General features: G+C 59.8%; 14 protein-coding genes. 4 read left to right on the forward strand and 10 right to left on the reverse strand.

The annotated features are described in order from the left end of the window. Nucleotides 1–38: 38 nt before the first annotated feature. From AWB76_RS24585 to AWB76_RS24595, 3 genes are all read right to left on the reverse strand, one after another. Nucleotides 39–2,108: an ArnT family glycosyltransferase gene (locus AWB76_RS24585; RefSeq protein WP_157696201.1), complete on the reverse strand. Its 2,070-nt coding sequence runs from the start codon at nt 2,106–2,108 to the stop codon at nt 39–41. Nucleotides 2,109–2,229: 121 nt separating this feature from the next. Next, nucleotides 2,230–2,640 carry a GtrA family protein gene (locus AWB76_RS24590; protein ID WP_061162745.1) on the reverse strand — a complete coding sequence of 137 codons (411 nt, stop codon included), beginning with the start codon at nt 2,638–2,640 and terminating at the stop codon, nt 2,230–2,232. After that, nucleotides 2,637–3,572 (reverse strand): glycosyltransferase family 2 protein, encoded by a 936-nt coding sequence (locus tag AWB76_RS24595; protein ID WP_061162746.1) that lies wholly within the window; start codon nt 3,570–3,572, stop codon nt 2,637–2,639. Before AWB76_RS24595 ends, AWB76_RS24590 begins: the two co-directional genes overlap by 4 nt. 275 nt (nt 3,573–3,847) lie before the next feature. On the opposite strand from AWB76_RS24595, the gene cysC reads away from it, so the two are divergent. Both cysC and AWB76_RS24605 read left to right on the forward strand, forming a co-directional pair. Next, the gene (gene cysC / locus AWB76_RS24600) at nt 3,848–4,405 is read left to right on the forward strand and encodes an adenylyl-sulfate kinase (protein WP_157696202.1); all 558 of its coding nucleotides are present in this window, start codon (nt 3,848–3,850) and stop codon (nt 4,403–4,405) included. Nucleotides 4,406–4,436: 31 nt separating this feature from the next. Further along, the gene (locus AWB76_RS24605; RefSeq protein ID WP_061162748.1) at nt 4,437–5,228 is read left to right on the forward strand and encodes a sulfotransferase family 2 domain-containing protein; all 792 of its coding nucleotides are present in this window, start codon (nt 4,437–4,439) and stop codon (nt 5,226–5,228) included. Between the two features lie 70 nt (nt 5,229–5,298). Here AWB76_RS24605 and AWB76_RS24610 read toward each other — a convergent pair whose 3' ends face one another. Both AWB76_RS24610 and AWB76_RS24615 read right to left on the reverse strand, forming a co-directional pair. Continuing rightward, nucleotides 5,299–6,561, reverse strand: coding sequence for an MBOAT family O-acyltransferase (locus AWB76_RS24610; protein ID WP_157696203.1), 1,263 nt, complete (start codon nt 6,559–6,561; stop codon nt 5,299–5,301). Between the two features lie 148 nt (nt 6,562–6,709). Next, a complete protein-coding gene (locus tag AWB76_RS24615; RefSeq protein WP_157696204.1) occupies nt 6,710–7,885 on the reverse strand; it encodes a hypothetical protein in 1,176 nt (391 codons plus the stop codon). Nucleotides 7,886–8,258: 373 nt separating this feature from the next. Between AWB76_RS24615 and AWB76_RS24620 the strand changes: the two genes are divergently transcribed. Then, nucleotides 8,259–9,209 (forward strand): glycosyltransferase family 2 protein, encoded by a 951-nt coding sequence (locus AWB76_RS24620; RefSeq protein ID WP_061162751.1) that lies wholly within the window; start codon nt 8,259–8,261, stop codon nt 9,207–9,209. Nucleotides 9,210–9,299: 90 nt separating this feature from the next. After that, nucleotides 9,300–10,742 carry a hypothetical protein gene (locus AWB76_RS24625; protein WP_167357783.1) on the forward strand — a complete coding sequence of 481 codons (1,443 nt, stop codon included), beginning with the start codon at nt 9,300–9,302 and terminating at the stop codon, nt 10,740–10,742. An 84-nt stretch (nt 10,743–10,826) separates the two neighbouring features. Here the strand turns inward: AWB76_RS24625 and AWB76_RS24630 are convergent, their stop codons facing one another. The 5 genes from AWB76_RS24630 to AWB76_RS24650 all read right to left on the reverse strand — a co-directional run bounded on the left by AWB76_RS24630 (nt 10,827) and on the right by AWB76_RS24650 (nt 19,758). Further along, nucleotides 10,827–12,335 carry an acyltransferase family protein gene (locus tag AWB76_RS24630; RefSeq protein ID WP_082864525.1) on the reverse strand — a complete coding sequence of 503 codons (1,509 nt, stop codon included), beginning with the start codon at nt 12,333–12,335 and terminating at the stop codon, nt 10,827–10,829. Nucleotides 12,336–12,535: 200 nt separating this feature from the next. Beyond that, nucleotides 12,536–14,029 carry a mannose-1-phosphate guanylyltransferase/mannose-6-phosphate isomerase gene (locus AWB76_RS24635; RefSeq protein ID WP_061162754.1) on the reverse strand — a complete coding sequence of 498 codons (1,494 nt, stop codon included), beginning with the start codon at nt 14,027–14,029 and terminating at the stop codon, nt 12,536–12,538. Between the two features lie 107 nt (nt 14,030–14,136). Next, nucleotides 14,137–17,529, reverse strand: coding sequence for a methyltransferase domain-containing protein (locus AWB76_RS24640; RefSeq protein WP_063936398.1), 3,393 nt, complete (start codon nt 17,527–17,529; stop codon nt 14,137–14,139). Next, entirely contained in the window at nt 17,526–18,944 is a 1,419-nt protein-coding gene (locus tag AWB76_RS24645) for an ABC transporter ATP-binding protein (RefSeq protein WP_082864526.1), read from the reverse strand. Before AWB76_RS24645 ends, AWB76_RS24640 begins: the two co-directional genes overlap by 4 nt. Continuing rightward, the gene (locus AWB76_RS24650; protein WP_061162755.1) at nt 18,934–19,758 is read right to left on the reverse strand and encodes an ABC transporter permease; all 825 of its coding nucleotides are present in this window, start codon (nt 19,756–19,758) and stop codon (nt 18,934–18,936) included. Before AWB76_RS24650 ends, AWB76_RS24645 begins: the two co-directional genes overlap by 11 nt. Nucleotides 19,759–19,761: the final 3 nt, after the last annotated feature.

The following is a 19,761-nucleotide window of genomic DNA, read 5'->3' on the forward strand; positions in this document are numbered from 1 at the left end:
GCACCGGCCAGCCGCGGCGGCCGGGCCCAATGCGCGGCTCAATCCTGGGCGGCGGGCTGAGGAGCGAGGGTTTGTGCGGCAGGCGCCACGGCATCGGCTTCCAGACGCACGTAGCGCAGTCGCACCGAGCGCTGACGATTATCCGAGTCGATCTGAGGAATGAACGGCACATGCCGATCCACATGGAAATCGATCTCGAGCGGCTTGTCCTCATCCGAACCCGGACAGTCCAGCGAAAGCACGAAGGTATGCACCCCGCTCTCGGTGAGATCCGCTTTCCGGTCGAGGCAACCGGGACTCGAAATCTCCAGGACGGGGTAATGCGGACCCACGTCCCGGATCAGTTCAGGCGTGACCTCGATCCCGATGCGCACCGTATCCTGGTGCTTGCGCTTGAGCAGCACGGCGGCATCCGGCGACATCCAGGCGTCGCGATCGCCTTCGCGTTGATATATCCCCCGCCGGGCATCGTAATCAGCGCGCGAAAAGTCGAGACTGCTCGACAGATTCGCCGGATTCTCATCCTTCGTCGTGAACGGGACATAGGGCCGGACCGCACCGAGACGGTAGATCGACCCGCCATCCGATTTCATCACGGGAACGTAAGACGCGCGATCCAGCACGCCCTGAATGGTCGATTCTGCGATGCCCTGCGAATAGATATCGGTCACGAGGAATTTGACCGGCACCGAATTGATTCGGTCGACCGGCCAGTGTTCGAGGTTCATGAAATGCCGCCCCGAGAACAGCGCGATGACCGGGGACTGCCACCAGCCCGTTCCGAAGAGCGTCGCGTTGGCTGGCAGCGCCTTCACGTCCTGCGCGACCCGCAACATCTGAAGCGCATAGCCCGGCGGCTGCGGCGGATTCGAAATGAATTCGCCGGTTCGCATGAGGCTGATCTGCCCGAATACCGCGAAGGCGAGCGCCGCTGCCGCCACCGCGGGCAGCACCTCCCGACGTGCCTTCCAGTTCGCGAACACCGATGCGACCCGCGCGTACGTTGCCACGAGCATCGCGGCCAGAAGACACTGAAGCAGAAGCAAGCCGGCAATGATCCGGCGCAGCCACAAGTAGGCCTCCGGCGTGATGAACAACCACCAGAAGAAATAGAGTCCGCACACCACCGACAAAACGCCGATCCCCAGACGCACGCGCGTGGGCGTCGACCGATTGATCGCCAGAAGTACGCCCAGGACGATCGGCACGACGATCAGCGCGGCAAGCGCAACGGGTGGAACGCCGCTCATCTCCGAGAGCGCCTTCAGATGCAGGAGCCCGGATTCGATCCGTCCATGATGCACCGCTCCCGTGCGCTTCGCGCCGGACTGCGAGCGGATCTGTGCGAGCTGATAGCGCCACCAGTCGACATAGTCGTGCAGGTGGCGCAACTGTATGAGCCGGAACACTTCCCAGACCACGATCGGAAGCACGAAGCCCGCGGCAAGCGCGAACAGGCGGGTCCACCGGCGCGGTTGCGCGAGGATCACACAGCCGAGAACCAGCACGGCGGGCGCAATGCAGACGAGCGCCACGACCTTCGTCAAGTAGGACACGCCGAACAGCAACCCCGCCGCGAAGAGACGACGGTCGCTGAGTCCGCTGTCCGGTCCGGTCGGCAGCAGCACGATCAGACCGCCAATGAACCATACGAGCATGGGAATCTCGCCGTATCCGTTCATCGAGAATTCGGCGAAGCCCGGCGTCATCAGACATCCCGTGACCGCGAAGAGCGCGAGCCACAGCGACACATTCAGCCGCCGCAAGAGCGTTACGATGACAATGACAAGCGCGAACACGTACACGAGATTGACGACCTGCGTGGTGAACGGCCTCACACCGCCGATCCAGAACGCAAGCGCAGCGGGCAGTATGAACGGGCCGTCCGTCTGTGCAGGGAAGCCGAAGAAGCGGTCATAGAAGAAACCGTATCCGGTGCCGTGCAACAGCGATTGCGCCGTGTTGAGATTCATCGCGCCGTCGAAGCTGGGCGGCGCAACGAGCGCATACCGCCACAGCAGAACGAGCATCCAGACGATGATCAACGCAAAGGCGGCGCTCGCAAGCGCAGCCGCAAATCGAAGTCCTGAAGGGAAACGCGAAGTCATCAAGTTTGATCGAATTGAACAGTCTCGCGCCGTCCGTACGTGTGCGGAGGCGGGCCAACCGGGAACTCACACACGCGGAGATACCCTCCCGCGCATTCGGCGTGAACGCAGACTACACGGCTCAGTTCTGCGGATTCGGATCGTGCTTCGGCCGCCGGAACACCCAGAATTTCGCCACGGTGTAGTTGACCAGCAAACCCGCGATCGAACCGGCGCCGACCGCCAGCAGAGGCAGATACGTCTGATAGTGAAACGAGGACATCACGAGGCGGTAGCACAGAAGATTGACGACCCCGCCGCCGGACATCGCGACAATATAGCTCACCCACTCGCGCAGCACGCTGCGATGCGCGCTGGGCGAGAACGTGATGCGCCGGTTTATAACCCAGGTCGCCGTCGCGGCACAGAGGAACGATACGAATCGCCCCGACATGAAGCCCATCGAGAGCCAGAGCATCGCGTACAGGACGGCGCTGTCGACCAGAAAGCCGATCACGCCGACTACGCCAAAGCGGAAAAACTGAACGATCATCTGGTGTTCGCCATCGAAGGACCGGGAGTTGCAAGATACGCGAAACGCTTTACTTCCAGCCGGCCTTTGGTGACCGTATCGAGCACGAGTCCACACACGAGAAAAAGAAAGCCGAGCAAGGCCAGCGCCGCGCACAGCAGCGCGGTCGGCAGCCGTGGCACCAGGCCCGTGGCGAAATATGTTTCGAAGACCGGCACGGCCAGGACGATCGAGAGCAAGAGCATCAGCGCAAAGCAGATGCTGAAGAAAGCCAGCGGACGCTCGAGCTTGAACAGACGAAGGATCGTCATGAGAATGCGGAAGCCGTCGCGATAGGTGTTCAGCTTGCTCTCCGATCCCTCGGGCCGGCTGCCGTAAATTGTGTCGATTTCGACAACGGGCATGCGAAGTTCGAGTGCATGCACGGCCAGTTCCGTCTCGGTTTCGAAGCCCTTGGCGTGTGCCGAGAAAGACTTCACGTAACGGCGCGAGAAAACCCGGTAGCCGGACAGCATATCGCGGAACGTGCGGCCGAAGATGGACGCCGCGAAGCCGGTCAACATGGCGTTGCCGAAGCGATGCCCCGGCCGGTACGCCGCGGCCTCATCCGTTACGCGGCAGCCGACCACCATGTCGAGTCCGTCGTTGACCAGTGCGTCGATGAGCTTCGGCGCGACGCTGGCGTCATAGGTATCGTCTCCGTCGACCATCACATACACGTCTGCTTCCACGTCGGCGAACATCCGCCGGATGACATTGCCCTTGCCCTGCAGGCTGACGCCGCGAACGTGTGCACCCGCGCGCCGTGCGATCTCCGCGGTGCCGTCCGTCGAGTTGTTGTCGAAAACGTGGATGTCTGCGTCGGGCAGGGATTGCCGAAAGTCCGCAACCACCTTTCCTATGGATTTCGCCTCGTTATAGCAAGGGATGATCACCGCAATCCTGTTGTTCAATTCGTTCCTCCGACTCCATTTGATATTGCGGCCCGTTCCATTTCAAATGTGAGCCGACTTCCAGATCGCTCAGCACGACAATGGATGCGCCCTTTCAGCGCACAACCTCTCAGTATAGAGCATCTCAAAAAATGTAGCTGTTAGCCGACTCCCTTTTATGTAACAAAAACTTTCCTAAGTACTTGTTTTGTTGTCTGATTTATATAGTTGCTAAAATTCAACTGTTAATTTGCGTGGCCATACATATGACGCGGGCAGTTGGGAGTGCAGCAGCGATGTGTCTCGATGATTTTGGGCTTACTACCCGTTCCGGGCCTGTTTTCTGGCTGACGGGCTTGTCGGGGGCGGGAAAATCCACGCTCGCGTACCGCACCAGCCGGCAACTCGCGGAACAGGGATTTCACACCATCGTTCTCGACGGCGATGTCCTTCGCGGAGGCCTGAATTCCGATCTGAATTTTTCCGCCGACGGTCGCGCCGAGAGCGTGCGGCGAGCCGCCGAAGTCGCCGCCTTATGCGCGAAGGCCTCGATTGTCGTGTTCGTCTCGTTAGTCTCGCCCTTCGAAGCCGGACGGGCACGAGCGCGCCAGATCATCGGCCCGACATTTCACGAGATCTATGTGGAAGCCGACTATCCGACCTGTAACGCACGGGACGTAAAGGGTTTCTACAAACTCGCCGAGGCGGGTCAGATACAGAACTTCACGGGGCTCACGTCGCCCTATGAGATTCCTCGCACGCCGGAACTCGTCGTCAATACCATGACTTCCGATGTCCTCGAATGCGTCGGGAAGTTGACCGATTACGCGTTGACGCACAGCGGCGCGAAGTGATCCGCATCACACCAAAAGGGAAGAAAAACCGATGCGCTCAGTGATCATTCACTATCACCTGTTCAAAAACGCAGGCTCGACTGTCGACGCGATTCTGAGTCGAAATTTCTCGGAAGATGAACATGGTCATATCGAGGGCCCGCATCCGTGGTCGACGGTGAGTCCGGATGAATTATTGGAATTCGTCGTCGCGAACCCGCGGCTTCGGGCGGTATCGAGCCATCAGGCGCGACTCCCCTTGCCGCGTCACGCCGATTTCACTTTCATTCCAATCCTGTTTCTGCGGCATCCGCTGGATCGTTTCGCCTCCGTGTATGAATTCGAGCGGAGGCAATCACCGGACAGCACGAGCCCGAGCGTCAAAATCGCGCAAAGCGGTGGACTACGTGAATTTGCCGAGTGGACGGTGAGTCGCGATGCCACTGCGGTATGCCGCAATTTTCAGGTCCTTCATCTGGCCGGGATTCAGGGCGACATGCGCCATGCGCGCGCAACGCACGAAGACTATGTCCGGGCGCTTTCCGCTCTGGCCGCTCTGCCCTTCTTTGGGCTCGTCGAAGCTTTCGACGAATCGCTCGCGGGTTTGCGCGAACTACTTCGTCCTTCGATCGGAGAACTGGAAAGTCAGTTTAATATTCAGAACTCCTCTCCGGGCCGCAGCGGTCGACTCGAAGATCGCATCCAGCATATCAAGACCGAATTGGGCGCTTCACTGTATCGCGATTTGATGGAAGTGAATGCGCTCGACATGTTGCTCTATGAAACGGCGCGTCGCCGGTTTCAGACGAACATCGAGCGCCTTTCCGAGCAGCGCCCTGCGTGATGGTCGCGTAAGAGCGTTCGCGGTCTCTTGTCTGAGTGCGTGTCCCGGGGACACGCACTCAGACAAGGTATCAGAACTTGAAATAGATGAACGGAATCTGAAGGCCGAACTGCCCCAGAATCTGCAGCGCGATAAACGCAAGCGCCACGGGAACGCCTACCAGCATGTAGGGCATCTGCTCGACGAACCAATGCTGCAAGCGCCGGTTCCAGTCAATGAGACACCAGAGTGAACAGGCGGCGAGCAGCCCCCAATACAAGCCAGTGGCGCCATCGAGGCTCAGCACCCGCGCGGATGCGAGCTGACGCAAAATGGTCGCCGTCACCGCAAAGTCGCTCGCCCTGAACGGGACCCAGGCAAGAACCACGAGAACAAAGGTCAACGCGACGCACAACGCGGTCGTAAATGGCTTGAGAACGGCAGGCGCCACGCATCGCCGGCCGAGCGTTCGATCCCATAGACGATGCACGCAAAGCATGGCGCCGTGCGCGATGCCCCAGACCATGAAATTCCAGCTCGCGCCGTGCCACAGCCCACCGAGCGCCATCACGATCATCAGGTTCACATACACGCGTGAGGGCGACACGCGGTTCCCGCCGAGCGGAATGTACAGATAGTCGCGCAGCCAGGTCGACAACGAGATATGCCAACGGCGCCAGAAATCGGCGATGTTGACCGCCAGGTACGGGCGCTCGAAGTTAGACGGGAAGCGAAAGCCGAGCAGCCCCGCGCAGCCCCGCGCGATGTCGGTGTAGCCGGAAAAATCGAAATAGATCTGCATCGCAAACGCAATGATGCCGATGACCGGCGCCACCGTCGCGTTCACTGGATCGTTGAAATATGCATCGGCGATTATCGCGAAGTAGTCGGCGAAAATGATCTTCTTTACGAGGCCCTTGATGATCTGGCAGAAGCCCCATTTGATGTCGACGGTGGTCAGCCCGTGGTTGTTTCGCACCTGAGGAAAGAAGTTCTCGGGCCGGATGATCGGACCTGCAACCAGGTGAGGAAAAAACGAGATGAACAACGCAAAGTCGACGAAGCTGCGCACCGCGCGCACGTGCTTGCGATAGACGTCGCAGCAATAGGCGATGCCTTCAAACGTAAAGAAGCTGATACCGACCGGCAAAATGATGTCGAGCGCCCATGGATGTCCCGAAATCCCAAGCAGCGCTGTCAATGAGTTTGCAAAAAAATCGAAGTACTTGAAGAAACCCAATACCACGAGATTGAATACGACGGCTCCCGTCACGAAAGCTTTCTTGCGTGATTCGGGTGCGCCCTCGATCAGCAATCCCAGATAATAGTTGGCCGCCGTCGATGCGAGAAGCAACGCGCAAAGGCGCGGGTCCCAGAACGAATAGAAAATATAACTCGCGACGACGATGACGAGCCGCTTCGCTGACGGCTGGAGAAACGCCAGAATGACGACGACGACGGCGAAAAAAATCCAGTATTCGAAGGTATTGAACAGCATCGTGCTATCGGGTCGCGGGGATTTGTTCTGAGACGAGATGGGCGAGCGCCGGGCTCATGATCTTGCGCCCTTCAGCGTTGACGTGCAGCGAGTCGAAGAAGTATTTCGGCTCTTCGAGTTGTTCGAGCGGCTTGAAATCGAGCAATTTGAGGCGGCCCTCGCGCGCCATGACACGCAGCGAGCCGTCGCGGGTGTCCGCGGCAGATGCCGTCCCGGACGTCTCATACGGCCCACGCGGCGCCTGAAACACAAAGACCGATACCCCGGCCCGCTGATACTCGTCCGCGATCGAGCCAAACCATTTCGAGCGATAACGACCGAAGTCGGCAGCGGGAATCGTCTTGCCCTGGCCGAGAAGGCCCTTCACATACACATCCATCGCATTGACCTTGAGCGGGGGCAAGCCTGCGGATTTGAAGTCGAATTTCGCGAGGTCGTTTTTGTCGAGCGACGGCACACTTCCCTCCTGCCCCGGATAACCAAGCGACCATTCGTAAAAATGCTCGTGCCATTGCTGCGCCTCGTCGACGCGCTTTCTCGAGTGGAGAACGAAATCCTGAATATCGACGCGCGCGGCCGTGAGCGGCAGCATCATGGTCGCGAACGCATGAATCCCGGCTTCGATTCCGTTGAACGTGCTGGCAATCTTGAATGCATCCTTGTAGGTTGCCAGCGGTTGCAGATAGGTCAGATCGTCGACTCGCGCCGCCGGATCGTAGGGCTGATGGCCGTCATCGAAATGAGAGGCCATGAGTACGACGGCCGAAAACTTCTGCTGCTTGGGATCGATCTTGCGGAGAAAGTAATACCAGACTCGAGGCTCGGTACCGGGCATTCCCGCCTGGATGAAATTCAGGTCCGGACGGTTGCTCGTCGCATTGGCGATCACCGCGGAAAAGCCTTCGCTCACCCGCGAATCTCCAATGACGATGATATTTTTCTTCCCCGGAACGATTTGATGCTCGACGAGGCCCTCGGTCTGAACCATGGTCCCCATGACGGATTCAGGCTTTACCCAGTGATAATAATCAAGCGCGCGAAAAACGACGAAATTGACTGCAATGAGCAGGATTAATGCAACAATAAGAGGGATTGCCAGCAAACCCAGAAAACGAAAGCCGGAGACTCCCCCGGACGTCGAACTATTCTGCTGTGAAAAATCAACGGTAGTGTCTACCATGAACTGCCGTCCGTAAAAATTACTCGTTCGCGCAAACCCTAAGGGTATCACGCCGTTTATACGCGCCGACGCCATTCCTCTCTCGCGGATTGTTGCATCGAACACGATTGATCAATGATTCACATGCCGGGGCGCTATACTTCGGGCGGCTGCCGCCCGCGCGATGAAGCTCGGCATTCTACAGAGTCGCCGCTCATTTCGACACTGCTGTCATCCCTATCGATGCCGATGGCAAGCTGCAACGCTACGTGATTGCCCGGCCTCAGACGCAGCGGGTGCCAGTGCGCGCGCCCCGCGTTCATTCACGGGACGGCGATGCCTCCCGTTCCCGACAATCCGGCATGCGGCTCACGTACAAAGAGAATCAAACGCGATGAAGAAACCGTTACTGTCTCTGGTGGTGCCCTTCTATAACGAAGAAGAAACCATCGACCAGTTCTTTCCCCGCGTTCAGATGGCGCTCGAGGCCATCGCCGCCGTGGACTACGAGATCGTCTGCGTGAACGACGGCAGCCGGGATCGGACCCTGCTCAAACTGATCGAATGCGCGCGTGGCGATGCCCGTATTCACGTCGTCGAGCTGTCGCGCAACTTCGGGAAGGAGGCGGCGTTGACGGCGGGTCTCAATGAGGCGCTCGGCGATGTCGTGATTCCCTTCGACGCGGATTTGCAGGATCCGCCCGAAATGATCGCGGAAATGGTCGCCAAGTGGCAGGAAGGTTTCGACGTGGTCGTGGCCCGCCGTGCCGATCGCGCCAGCGATACGTTCATGAAGCGATTTTCGGCGGCCGCATTCTACCGAATGCACAACATGCTTTCGGAAGTGAAGATTCCCGAAAACGTCGGCGACTTCAGATTGATGTCGAGAGAAGTGGTGGACGCCCTCAAGATGCTGCCCGAGAGCCGGCGCTTCATGAAGGGATTGTTTTCCTGGGTCGGGTTCCGCACGGCGACGATCTCTTACACGCGAGAGTCCAGAGTCGCGGGGAAAACGAAGTTCTCCGCGTGGAAGCTGTGGAATTTCGCGCTCGAAGGCCTCACGAGCTTTGGCACCCTGCCGCTTCGCGTCTGGTCGTATCTGGGCGTCGTGGTCGCGCTCTTTTCGCTCGTTTATGCGAGTTATCTCGTCATACGCACAATCGTGCTTGGCATCGACGTCCCCGGCTACGCCTCGATCATTACCGCGATCCTGTTTCTCGGGGGCGTACAACTGATCGGAATCGGCATCGTCGGCGAATACGTCGGGCGCATTTATATGGAGTCGAAGCATCGACCCGTCTATCTCGTGCGAGCGCGTTTTCGCGCCGGAGAGCGGCGATCCTGAACCGCTCGCACCCAGTCAGACAATGCGATCGCCGCGCTGGCGAGAGTTGTGAAGCAGGCCTGATAGCGCCTTCTGAAACGTGGAGAACATGTGCTGAACCGAATACTGAGCGGCGGTGAAGCTGCAACGCCCGACCGTACAAACGCGCTGCAAGGCGTGTCGTGTCTCGTCGCCATTATCCTGATGAGTTTCCTTTATAACCGGTGGCTGATCGGGCATGAGCTGTACTTTTATTTCGACGACTGGAACTGGCTCGAACACGCGCTCTCCTGGCCGTGGCCTACGTATCTGAAGATATTCCCAAGCATGATCTACAATGATCGACCGGTCGGCGGCGCGTTGATCAAGCTCATGTACCAGTTATTCGGCTTGAACCATCAGGCCTATGCCGCGGTTTTCCTCGGCCTGCACACGCTCAACTGCATGCTGGTCTACGCGATCGCGTCGCGCTTCATGCCGCGTGCCGGCGCGCTTCTCAGTGCCCTGCTCGCAGCTACGTGGCTGTCCTCGCAAACCTCGCTCACCTGGTCTGCAGCGATATTCGATGTGCTCGGGGCAACGCTTTGTCTTCTCACACTCCTCGTTCGACAACTCTCCATACAACGTGGCGGCGTGTTGCTGCTCGATCTGTGTGGTGCGATTCTTCTCGCGCTGTCGATCAGGACGAAGGAATTCGCGCTCGCCAACATCGCGCTGCTTTTCGTGCTTAGCCTGTTAATGGAGCAAAAGAAACCGGGACTCGCGGTAAAGCAACTCGCGCCTTACCTCGCCGTATTTCTCGCCTATCTGGTCTGCTACGGTTTTCTTCAGACCCACAAACCTCTCGATAGCGCGAATCCTTATAGCCTCGATTTCAATCCGCTCTCGATCATCGGAAATTTGTGGTTCTATGCGTCTACCCTTCTTTACCTCAATCTTTTTGGTAAATGGTGGGCGCTGGCGCTCGCTGTCTTGACACTGCTTTCTGCATTTACCTTGTCGCGCAAGCAATGGCTGATCGTCGGATTCGGCGTACTCGGATTTGCGGCCATGCTCGGACCGACCTTGCTCATTCCGAAGCATCGCGACGAGCTTTACCTGTACGCGCCGCACTTCTTTCTCGCGATTAGCCTCGGCGCCGTCTATTCGAAAAAGCATGCCGGCAAAGCGCTTTCGGTTCTCCTCTGCGTATCGATATTCGCCGTTCCGCTTGCGACCGGCCGATACCTCGATATCGTGACGTATTACAGCACGTTGGGGATGACTAATCAAAAGCAGCTCCAATCGGCTCAGGCGGCGCTGGGTCAGGTCGAGCGAGGTACGACGGTATTCGTCTCAGGAGCGAAACCCATTTACAACCCGATTTCCTATGGTCCGGGCGCGTCCCTTCGCGTGGTTTATCGGGACATGTCGATCAAGGCCGTGGAAGGCGAAACGCCCGACGCCCTGCAGGCGCGCTTCTGCGCGGCGACGCAGCCCAAGCGCTTCATCGATTTCAAAGACGAAACGGCGACCGACATCACCGCCGAGCGCACCGCGAAGTGCGGTGGCTAGGCAGACGAGCTTCGGGCTGGAGCGAGATTCATCTCCGGGATCAGACGTTGCAGCCCGAAGCCGCGATAAGCGACATCAGGAATCTCACTCGCTGATCAACAAATGCACCGACTTCGATCGCTCGATGCCGTGCACCGTTCTCCGTTCGAGATACACGCTCTTCTCCCCGGCCGTCGCGATAATCGAAGGGCTGATATTCGCGGTGGCCACTCCTGCGGTAATGAACGTATCCAGCTTATGGCCCGCCAGATAGACGGTCGTGCCGGTTGGCGGCACGCCGTCGAGTTTCAGCCATATCGCGAACGTGCCATCCGGTTGCTCGTTGAACGGCGTTCCCTTCTTGCTCTCTTTGGGCCCGAAATCGACGATGCGCACAGTCAGCGGACTCGGCACGACGAAGTCATGCGCGGTCGTGGCGATTCGCATCGATATGCAAGCGGCCAGCATGACGAAAAGCACGCCGCCGAGCCTGAGCGCACGACGCTGCACGTCGGTGATGACAGAGGCCCGTCGCTTGATCGAGTTGATCGTCACTGCCGGCAGAAGATGTCCGAGCCTGATCGCGGGTTTCTCTATCAGGTTCCAGCTGGCCGCCGCGAACACGCACGATAGCGGGAGGGCCAGCGCGGCCATCAGATAGGGATTGACGTGCGTCGATGTAGCGGCGACGACGAATTGCTGACAAGGCCATCCATAGATGTAAATGCCATAACTGAGGTCCTGGCGCGGCCTTCCCAGCTTTGCGAGCATGGGCGACTGACCCAGGTAGAGCAGCGCCCAGGCCACAGTCGCGAAAAACATGAACTTGTGTGCGCCGCCGGGAAGAATCGCCGTGGCGATGCCAAGCAGAATGCCCTGCCACAGGCGCGGGTAAATCCAGCGCGACAGAGCAAAGGCGGTTGACCCCGCAAAAAACATCGCCGCTGCCGGATGCGCATAGGGCGCGGAAAAAAACCATCCGATGTCGGGTAACGTGCTTCCAACCATCAGGCAGGCTACGCCCGCAAGGACGCACGTGATGCCAAGCCGACGCGTCGTGGCGAGCAGGCCAACTGCACCGAGAACTGCGAGCAGCGCATACATTTTGGCTTCCATCACTAACGTGTGAATGGGACCATTGATTGCGCTCAGTGCATGGTCCTCGAAAACGCCTGGGATATACCAGGTGAGATCCAGTACCGCATTTCTCAGGATGTATTCGTACACGCCGTTGAAGAACGCGAAACGGGCGAACTCCTTCGGCGTCGAAATCGCGCACGAGAGAAACGCCGTGACGAACAGACAGACAAAAAGGCCGGGCCAGATTCGAAAGAAGCGGCGCAGAATAAAGCGAATCGTCTTGGGATCGTTCGAATAGCTCTGTGCAACAAAGAGCCCGCTCAAGAAAAAGAAAGACTGAACAGCCAGGTCACCGATGTCGGACACCGGCGCCAGCATTGCGTTCAGAGGATCGATTGCGCCGGGCGTTCGCGTCAATGCGAAAGCGTGGAAGTAAATGACGCTGGCCGCGAGAATCGCGCGGATGAGTGTGTAGTTGTTGTCGTGTCCGCTTATCGCTTCACGCAAAGACCGGCTATCAGACCAAAGCGGCATACGAGACTCAATAGAAGTGCGTGACGTCAGTCAGTGACGTTAGAAGGTAATTTCTTTTCAGCGATGTGTATGAATCTCTTTCCCGCAAATGCAAATCTGCTGAAGCAGCACGCGCTTCGAGTCGGCGGAATGTTCCTGTTAACCTCTGGCCGCCGGCGCGATTTCAGTCAAAAGAGCGCCCGGCAGCGGGCGCCCAGCCCTCACGCCGAAGCCGCCGGCGCCTTGAGCCGTCCGTAAAGATCCTCGAACCGCACGATATCGTCCTCGCCCAGATACTCGCCGCACTGAACTTCGATCAGTATGCATTCGAGCACGCCCGGATTCGTGAGCCGATGCTTGTGACCCGCCGGAATATACGTCGACTCGTTAGGCTGCAACTGCACGGTTTTCTCGCCGCTGACGACATCGGCGCAGCCTTGCACCACGATCCAGTGTTCGCTTCGATGATGATGCATCTGCAAGGAAAGCGACGCGCCCGGCTTCACCACGATTCGCTTCATCTTGAAGCGCTCGCCCTCTTCCAGCACCGTGTATGTTCCCCACGGACGGTGAACCGTACGGTGCAACGCGCAGCTTTCGTGTTTCGCACGCTTGAGCTGACTGACGATCGCCTTGACGTCTTCCGTCCTGTTCCGGTCCGCGACGAGCAACGCATCGGGTGTGTCGACGATGATCAGGTCGCGCAGGCCCAAAGCCCCGATCACACGGTTTTCGCCGCGGATATAGCAGTCCGATACATCGTGCAGCGCGACCGTGCCTTCGACGCGATTGCCATTCGCGTCAGGCTGGCTCAGCTCGCTGATGGCCTTCCACGAGCCGATATCGCTCCAGCCGATCGAACACGCGACGACCGACACGTTCTTCGATCGCTCCATCACGGCATAGTCGATCGAGATGCTTTCCACGTTTTTGAACGCCGCCGCGTCCAGTTCGACGGTGAAGCTGTCGTTCGACTCGCTCACCGAAGCCGCATCGACCGCGGGCAAGATCTGTTCGGCGATGCCGGGCGCATGGACATCGAGTTCGGCGAGCATGGTGCCGGGCGTGAAGCAGAACATGCCCGCGTTCCAGAGATGCCGGCCGCCTGCGAGAAATTGCTCGGCTACCTCGGCGACCGGTTTTTCCACGAATTGCCTGACGGGCGCGACGGCCACGGCCGACTCCGGCCGTTCGTCGATCTCGATATAGCCGAAACCCGTCTCGGCGCGCGTCGGCTGAATGCCGAACACGACGATGCCGTTCTCCTGGGCCGCGCGCGCAGCCGTCTCGACCGCTATCGAGAACGACGCGACGTCTTCCACGAGCTGATCCGCCGGCATGACGAGCAACACGGCTTCGTCGCCGTAGTGCTCGCGCGCGATGCGTGTCGCCGCCGCGATCGCAGCCGCCGTGTTGCGCGCAACCGGCTCGAGCACGTACCCGATCTGCACGCCGTCGACCTTCACTTCGGCGCAGTCGTCCTTGACGAGAAAATAGGTATCGCGGTTCGTCACGATCATGATGTCGGTGACGTGGGGCAACGCCGCAGCCCGCAAGTACGCCTTCTGCAGCAGACTCTGGCCATCCGCGAGCCGCATGAACGGCTTCGGAAATGCTTCTCTCGAAACCGGCCAGAGCCGCGTTCCCGAACCGCCGCAAATGATAATCGGAACGAGCTTGGGCGCCAGCGCGCCGGGATTATCGGAATGCTTCATGCTTCACCTCTGTACTGCGCCGCGCCCGCAATGAGTCGATGCAGCGGCCGCAATCTGATTGTGTCGTGCGGCATGTGCCTGCCGCCTTCCGTGATGAGCCGCGTCGCTTATGCCGGCGACGTCTCGTTGCGCGATGTCACCGCGCCGCTCACGTCGATATCCTGCTCGAGCCCTCGACGCATGGCCTCGCGCGAATAGTGCTCGGCCACGTAGCGGCGGCCCCCCGCCGACGCGCGAAGCCAGGCGGCGTCGTCCGTCAGGAAAGTGTGGACCGCGCTGACGATACCCTGCTCGTCGTCCTTGACGGCAACGATCTCGTCGAGACCCGGCAGGCCCTGCGCGCCCACGGACGTGGTCACGAGGGGCGTGCCGAAATGCAGCGCCTCGACGACCTTGTTCTTCACACCGGCCCCGAAACGCAATGGCACGATGACGACGCGCGACGAATCGTAAAGCGCTTCCAGCCGTGCGTCGGTCACGTAACCCGTGACGGTCACATCGGGACCGGCGAGCGCCTTGACCTCATCGGTGGGATTCGATCCGACGAGGCTGACATGTACATCGGGCACCTGTTGCTTGAGCAGCGGCAGGATGTCGAGCACGAGCCACTTCGCGGCATCCACGTTCGGTGGATGACCGAAGCCCGCCACGAACAGCACATGACCGCGTCCGGTCAGGCTCGCGGGTGCGCCCGGCTCGCCCCGAGGCTCGAAGAAATAGCCGGGCAAGGATCGCGACGTGACTTCCGGCGCGAGTCGCTTGACCGTTTCGGCTTCGGTGGCGGAAAGGTAGTAGACCGCGTCGACAGCACGCCAGATCTTCATCTCCTGCGCCTGCTCCTCCTCCGAGCGACGCTTGAGCGCCGGATCGCCAGTCACGTTGAATTCGCGCATCGAACGTTCGAAGTGCAGATCATGACCGTAGTAGAGCAGTTTCGCTTTCGGCGCATTTTGGCGCAGCGGCGCGATCAACGGCTCGCTCACGTGCGGACGATTCAGCATGACGTAGTCGAACGATTCGCCGTTCTGCTTGATCCAATCGTCGAAGCCCTGGCGCGCGATGTCGTTGCCGTAGTAGACCTCGACACCGAGTGCCTGCAGCGGCTTCACGTAGGCGGCGTCATACCAGAGGTTCTGCGGCCAGAAGTGCACGCTCAGGCCCATGTCGATCAACGTGCGGATCACGCAGAACACCGAGCGCGAGCCCGCATCGCGGTCCGGCTGCGGCACGTAATGATCGACGATCAGAATCGACTTCTTCTTGCCGGTCCGGTCGCGAGCCGCGTGGACGTGCGTGCCATTGTCGAAATGCTCGGCATCGAGCAACTGCGCATAGCGTTCGCGGATCTTCGCCTGATTCGTGACCTGATAGGCCTTGATTCCGGTGCCGGTATCCGTACCGTGCGAAATCCCTTCATAGTGAATGATCACGGATTCCGGCTGGTAATACATCTTCTTGCCGGTTTCGCGGACCTTGAAAGCGAGATCGACGTCCTCGCAATAGGCAGGCACGAAATGCTCGTCGAATCCGCCGAGTTGTTCGAAGAGCGCGCGCGGCAGCAGCAGCGACGCGCCCGAACAGTAGTCGACTTCCTTCAGATAGTTGTACTCGGGCTTCGACGGATCGTCGAGACGGCCAAAGTTCCAGCCCGACGCGTCTCTCCACAGAATGCCGCCCGCTTCCTGCAACCGGCCATCCGGATAGACAAGTTTCGAGCCGACCATGCCGCAGTCGGAGCGCGTATCGAAGACGTCGAGCATCGTGTCGAGCCAGCCCGGCGTCACTTCGGTATCGTTGTTCAGGAAGTAGACGTACTCGCCCTTGGCGAAGCTGGCCGCGCGATTGCACGAGCGCACGAAGCCCAGATTCTGCGGATTTTCGATGAACCGCAGCCCGGGAATGGAGCGCATCCGCAGGATTTCCTGATCGCCAGAGGCATCTTCCGCGACGATCACCTCGATCGACGCTTTCGGCATGTTCTCGGTAATGGAACGCACGCAGCCGAGCGTGTGCGCGAGATTGCCGTAGGTCGGAATGACGACCGACACTTTCGGTTCCGGGACTTCAGCCAGACGCAAGGTCGAAAGCAGGCCCTCGAAAGCATCCGGCTCGATGGGCCCGCGCCCGAGCGTATTTTCCAGCGGCTCGCCCTGGCGCTTCCAGGCTTCATAGAAGACGACGCCTTCGAAGAGCGGTCCAGCCGCCTTGAAGACGACATGCGCAAGCTTCGTCTTTTGCTGATGACTCAGCGGCAAAGCCTGATAGACCTTGCGGCCCCAGTTGCGGGCGTGCGGACGCAAGGGCTTCAGCAACGGACCGAACTCGCCGCGTGCGGCGCGCTTGATGGCACGGACCGGTCGCGTAATGGTCCACGACGTCGACGCGTAGATCTCCGTCAGCTTGGACTGCAGCTCGCCGGCTTGCGCGCGCAGCGCATCGCGTTCCTCGGTGACGTTGCCGTACAGGCGCTCGAGACGATCGCGCTCCTTGACGAGGATGGTGTCGAACTTCTCCTTCAGGTGGACGAGTTCGTCGCGCGCCGCGATCAGTTCTGCTTTCGCGACGTCGAGGCGCTGCTCGTCCTGCTCGTGTTCGCCCGACAGGCTGTCGAGTCGGGCGCGCGCGACGTGCAGTTCGCTGTCGAGCGACAGCGCCCAGTTCGTCCGCTCCTCGAATTCGCCCTGCAAGCGGCGAATCTCCTTGTCGCGCGCTACGATTTCCTCGCTCTGGCGATTCGCCCAGTCGATGATCTCGTAGCGGCGCGCGTAGAGATCGCTGCCTTCCTCGAAGAACACCGACGCGGCCAGACCCGGCGTGTCGCCTTGCGGCTCCGTGCTGCACACCGCGAGGAAATACATGATGGAGTCGAGTTCCGCCGTGCGCGAATCGAGCGCATCGCCGTTCAGCGTATGCGCGCTGTAGAACGCGCCAGGGTCGCGTTGCGGAACGATCACCGAACTCGTCGCAATACGCTGCCCGTGATACTTCACGCGCGGAAAGTGCCGCTTGAGCAACTCGTCGAGCTCCTCGAAGTACAGCTCTTTGACGTGGTATTCGTTATGGTAGTCGCGGTCGTCCGAATACACCTTCTTGTTCGGCGACGACAAGATCAGAAAGCCGCCGGGCTTCAGCACCCTGCGGATCTCGGAAATCATCTCTTCCTGTTCGTACAGGTGCTCGATGGTTTCGAAGGACACAACCGCGTCGAACTGCGCGTCCGGGAGCGGCAACTGGCTCGCGCTGCCCGTCATGAACGACAGATTGGCGACGTCCTTGTACGCGGACTGGGCGTGCGCGACGGCTTCCGGCGAGATATCGACCCCGGTCACCGAACGCGCACGATGCGCGAGGATCGACGAACCGTATCCTTCGCCGCAGGCCACATCCAGCACATTGAGGCCCGCGATGGCCTGACCGGCCCACGCGTACCGGTGCCAGTGTTCATAACGGATATCGCCTTCCTCGGTCGGCAGATATCGCTCGCCGGTAAATTCCATCATGCGACGGACCTCTCCTTTTCAACTTTGATACGCAGCATCGGAATCCCGACCAGGCCGTGACGCATCGTGCTGTCGACGGCGCGAAACTGGAGCGCGTCATGTACCCAGTGCTGCTGAGTGTGTTCCTGCTGCGTCCCGGATGCGACCGCGGCGTCGATCGAATACGCGCCCGCCGGCATGATCGGCATCCGGAACTGAAACTGGGCCCGGAATTCGTCGTCGGACTGACCTTCGATCGCATCTTCGTAGGTCAGATGCGTATTGTCGCCGAACAGCCGCTGGCCGAGCCGGTCTTTCACGTAGAAGCCGAAGATCAGGTTCGTGAGCGGCGCGCGCAGGCTCACCCGGATCTCCAGCGTGACGAGATCGGAACCGTGCAGCAGTTGCGCCGGATGACCGTCTTCATCGGTGAGCGTTACTTCGACGATCGTCGCGCCGCCCGCGCCGAACGCCGCGTGGTCCGCGGCGGGATCGAACTCGTATACCTGGATCGTGTTCGCTTCTCGCAACTGCGCGAGGCGCGGGTCGACGACGTCGAGCGCCTTCATCTGGGCGCGGGCGCGCTCCTTTCTCGCAGTCGTGACGGCCACGCCTTGCGCCTTGCGATCCAGGACGTGCTGTTCGGCGAGGTAGGCCTCGACGACCTCTTTCGCCGGACCATCTTCCCGTATCGAGCCATGATCGAGCCAGACGGCGCGGGAACACAGACTTGTGACGGCACTCACGTCGTGGCTCACGAACAGCAAGGTTCCGGTCTTCTGGAATTCTCTGAGAAAACGCATGCACTTCTGCGTGAAACGAACATCGCCGACGGACAACGCTTCATCGACGACGAGCACTTCCGCATCGACGTGCGCGGCGATCGCAAAGGCGAGCCGCACGTACATGCCGCTTGAATACGTCTTGACCGGCTGCGAAACGAACTCTCCGATCTCGGCAAATTCGATGATCGAGTTGTAACGCTCCTTGAGTTGCTGTTCGGTCAGGCCGTACAGCATCCCGCTCAGGAAGACGTTTTCTTCGCCGGTGAATTCAGGATTGAAGCCCGCGCCGAGTTCGAGCAACGCCGCGACACGGCCGCTACGTTTGACTTCGCCCGTGGTGGGAAACAGGGTTCCGCAGACAAGTTGCAGAAACGTGGATTTGCCCGAGCCGTTCTGCCCGATGATCGCCACGGTTTCGCCGCGCGAGATCGACAGATCGATATTTCTGAGCGCCCAGAACTCGCGGAAATATTCTTTCGGCTGACGGCCGAACAGCCGCGCGAGGCGCGGCATCACCATTTGCTTGAGGCGGTCCTGAGGCGCGGCGTAGATTTCGTAGCGCTTGCCGAGGCCGCTGACCTGCACGGCCGCGCGCACGGAGCTTTCGGCGTACACGTCGACGGCGGTTTCCAGAGCGCGGTCAGAGCACATCGGCGAACCCCTTGCGTGTCTTCTGGAACCACAACAGGCCGAGCGTGGCGATCGCGTAAGCGACTACACAATAGATCAGCCATCCCTTCCAGTCGACCTGGCCGCCCCAGATGGCGACCTTACGAAACTCGTCGATAACGAAAGTCAGCGGATTGAGCATGATCACGGGGCGCAGTGCCTGCGGCACGGAGGTCATCGGATAAAAGACGGGTGCCAGAAACATGAGCAGAGACGAAACGATACCCATCACCTGCCCCAGGTCGCGCATGAAAACGCCGAAGGATGCGAGGAACCAGACGAGGCCGGCAATGAGCACGAGATAAGGCAGCAGGATCACCGGCACGAAGACGACTGTCCAGGGAATGTGACCCTGCCACAGAAAGATGGCGACGAGCAAAATGACGCCCGCGACGAGCATGTGAAAAAGCGCCGTGCCAATGGCAATCCACGGCAGCGTCTCGAGCGGGAAGACGACCTTCTTCACGTAGTTGGGGTTGCCGACCACCAGCAGCGGAGCGCGCGTCAGACACTCGGAGATCAGATTGTGCGTGAGGACGCCGACGAACATGACGACCGCGAACTCGACCGGATTCGTGGAATCCGCACGCCATTTCGACTTGAACACGTAGCCGAAGACGAACGTATAGATCCCGAGCATCAATAAAGGCGTGATGAAGGACCAGAACAGTCCGAGGAACGACCCCTTGTATCGGCCGGCCACTTCGCGCTTGACGAACTGCACGATCAAATGCCAGTTTTCGGTGAGCGAGTACAGCACTGCGAGCGGATGCCGCAGTCGGTTCGACGTTGCCATAGG

Source organism: Caballeronia temeraria, from assembly GCF_001544795.2.
GTDB classification, from domain to species: Bacteria; Pseudomonadota; Gammaproteobacteria; order Burkholderiales; family Burkholderiaceae; genus Caballeronia; species Caballeronia temeraria.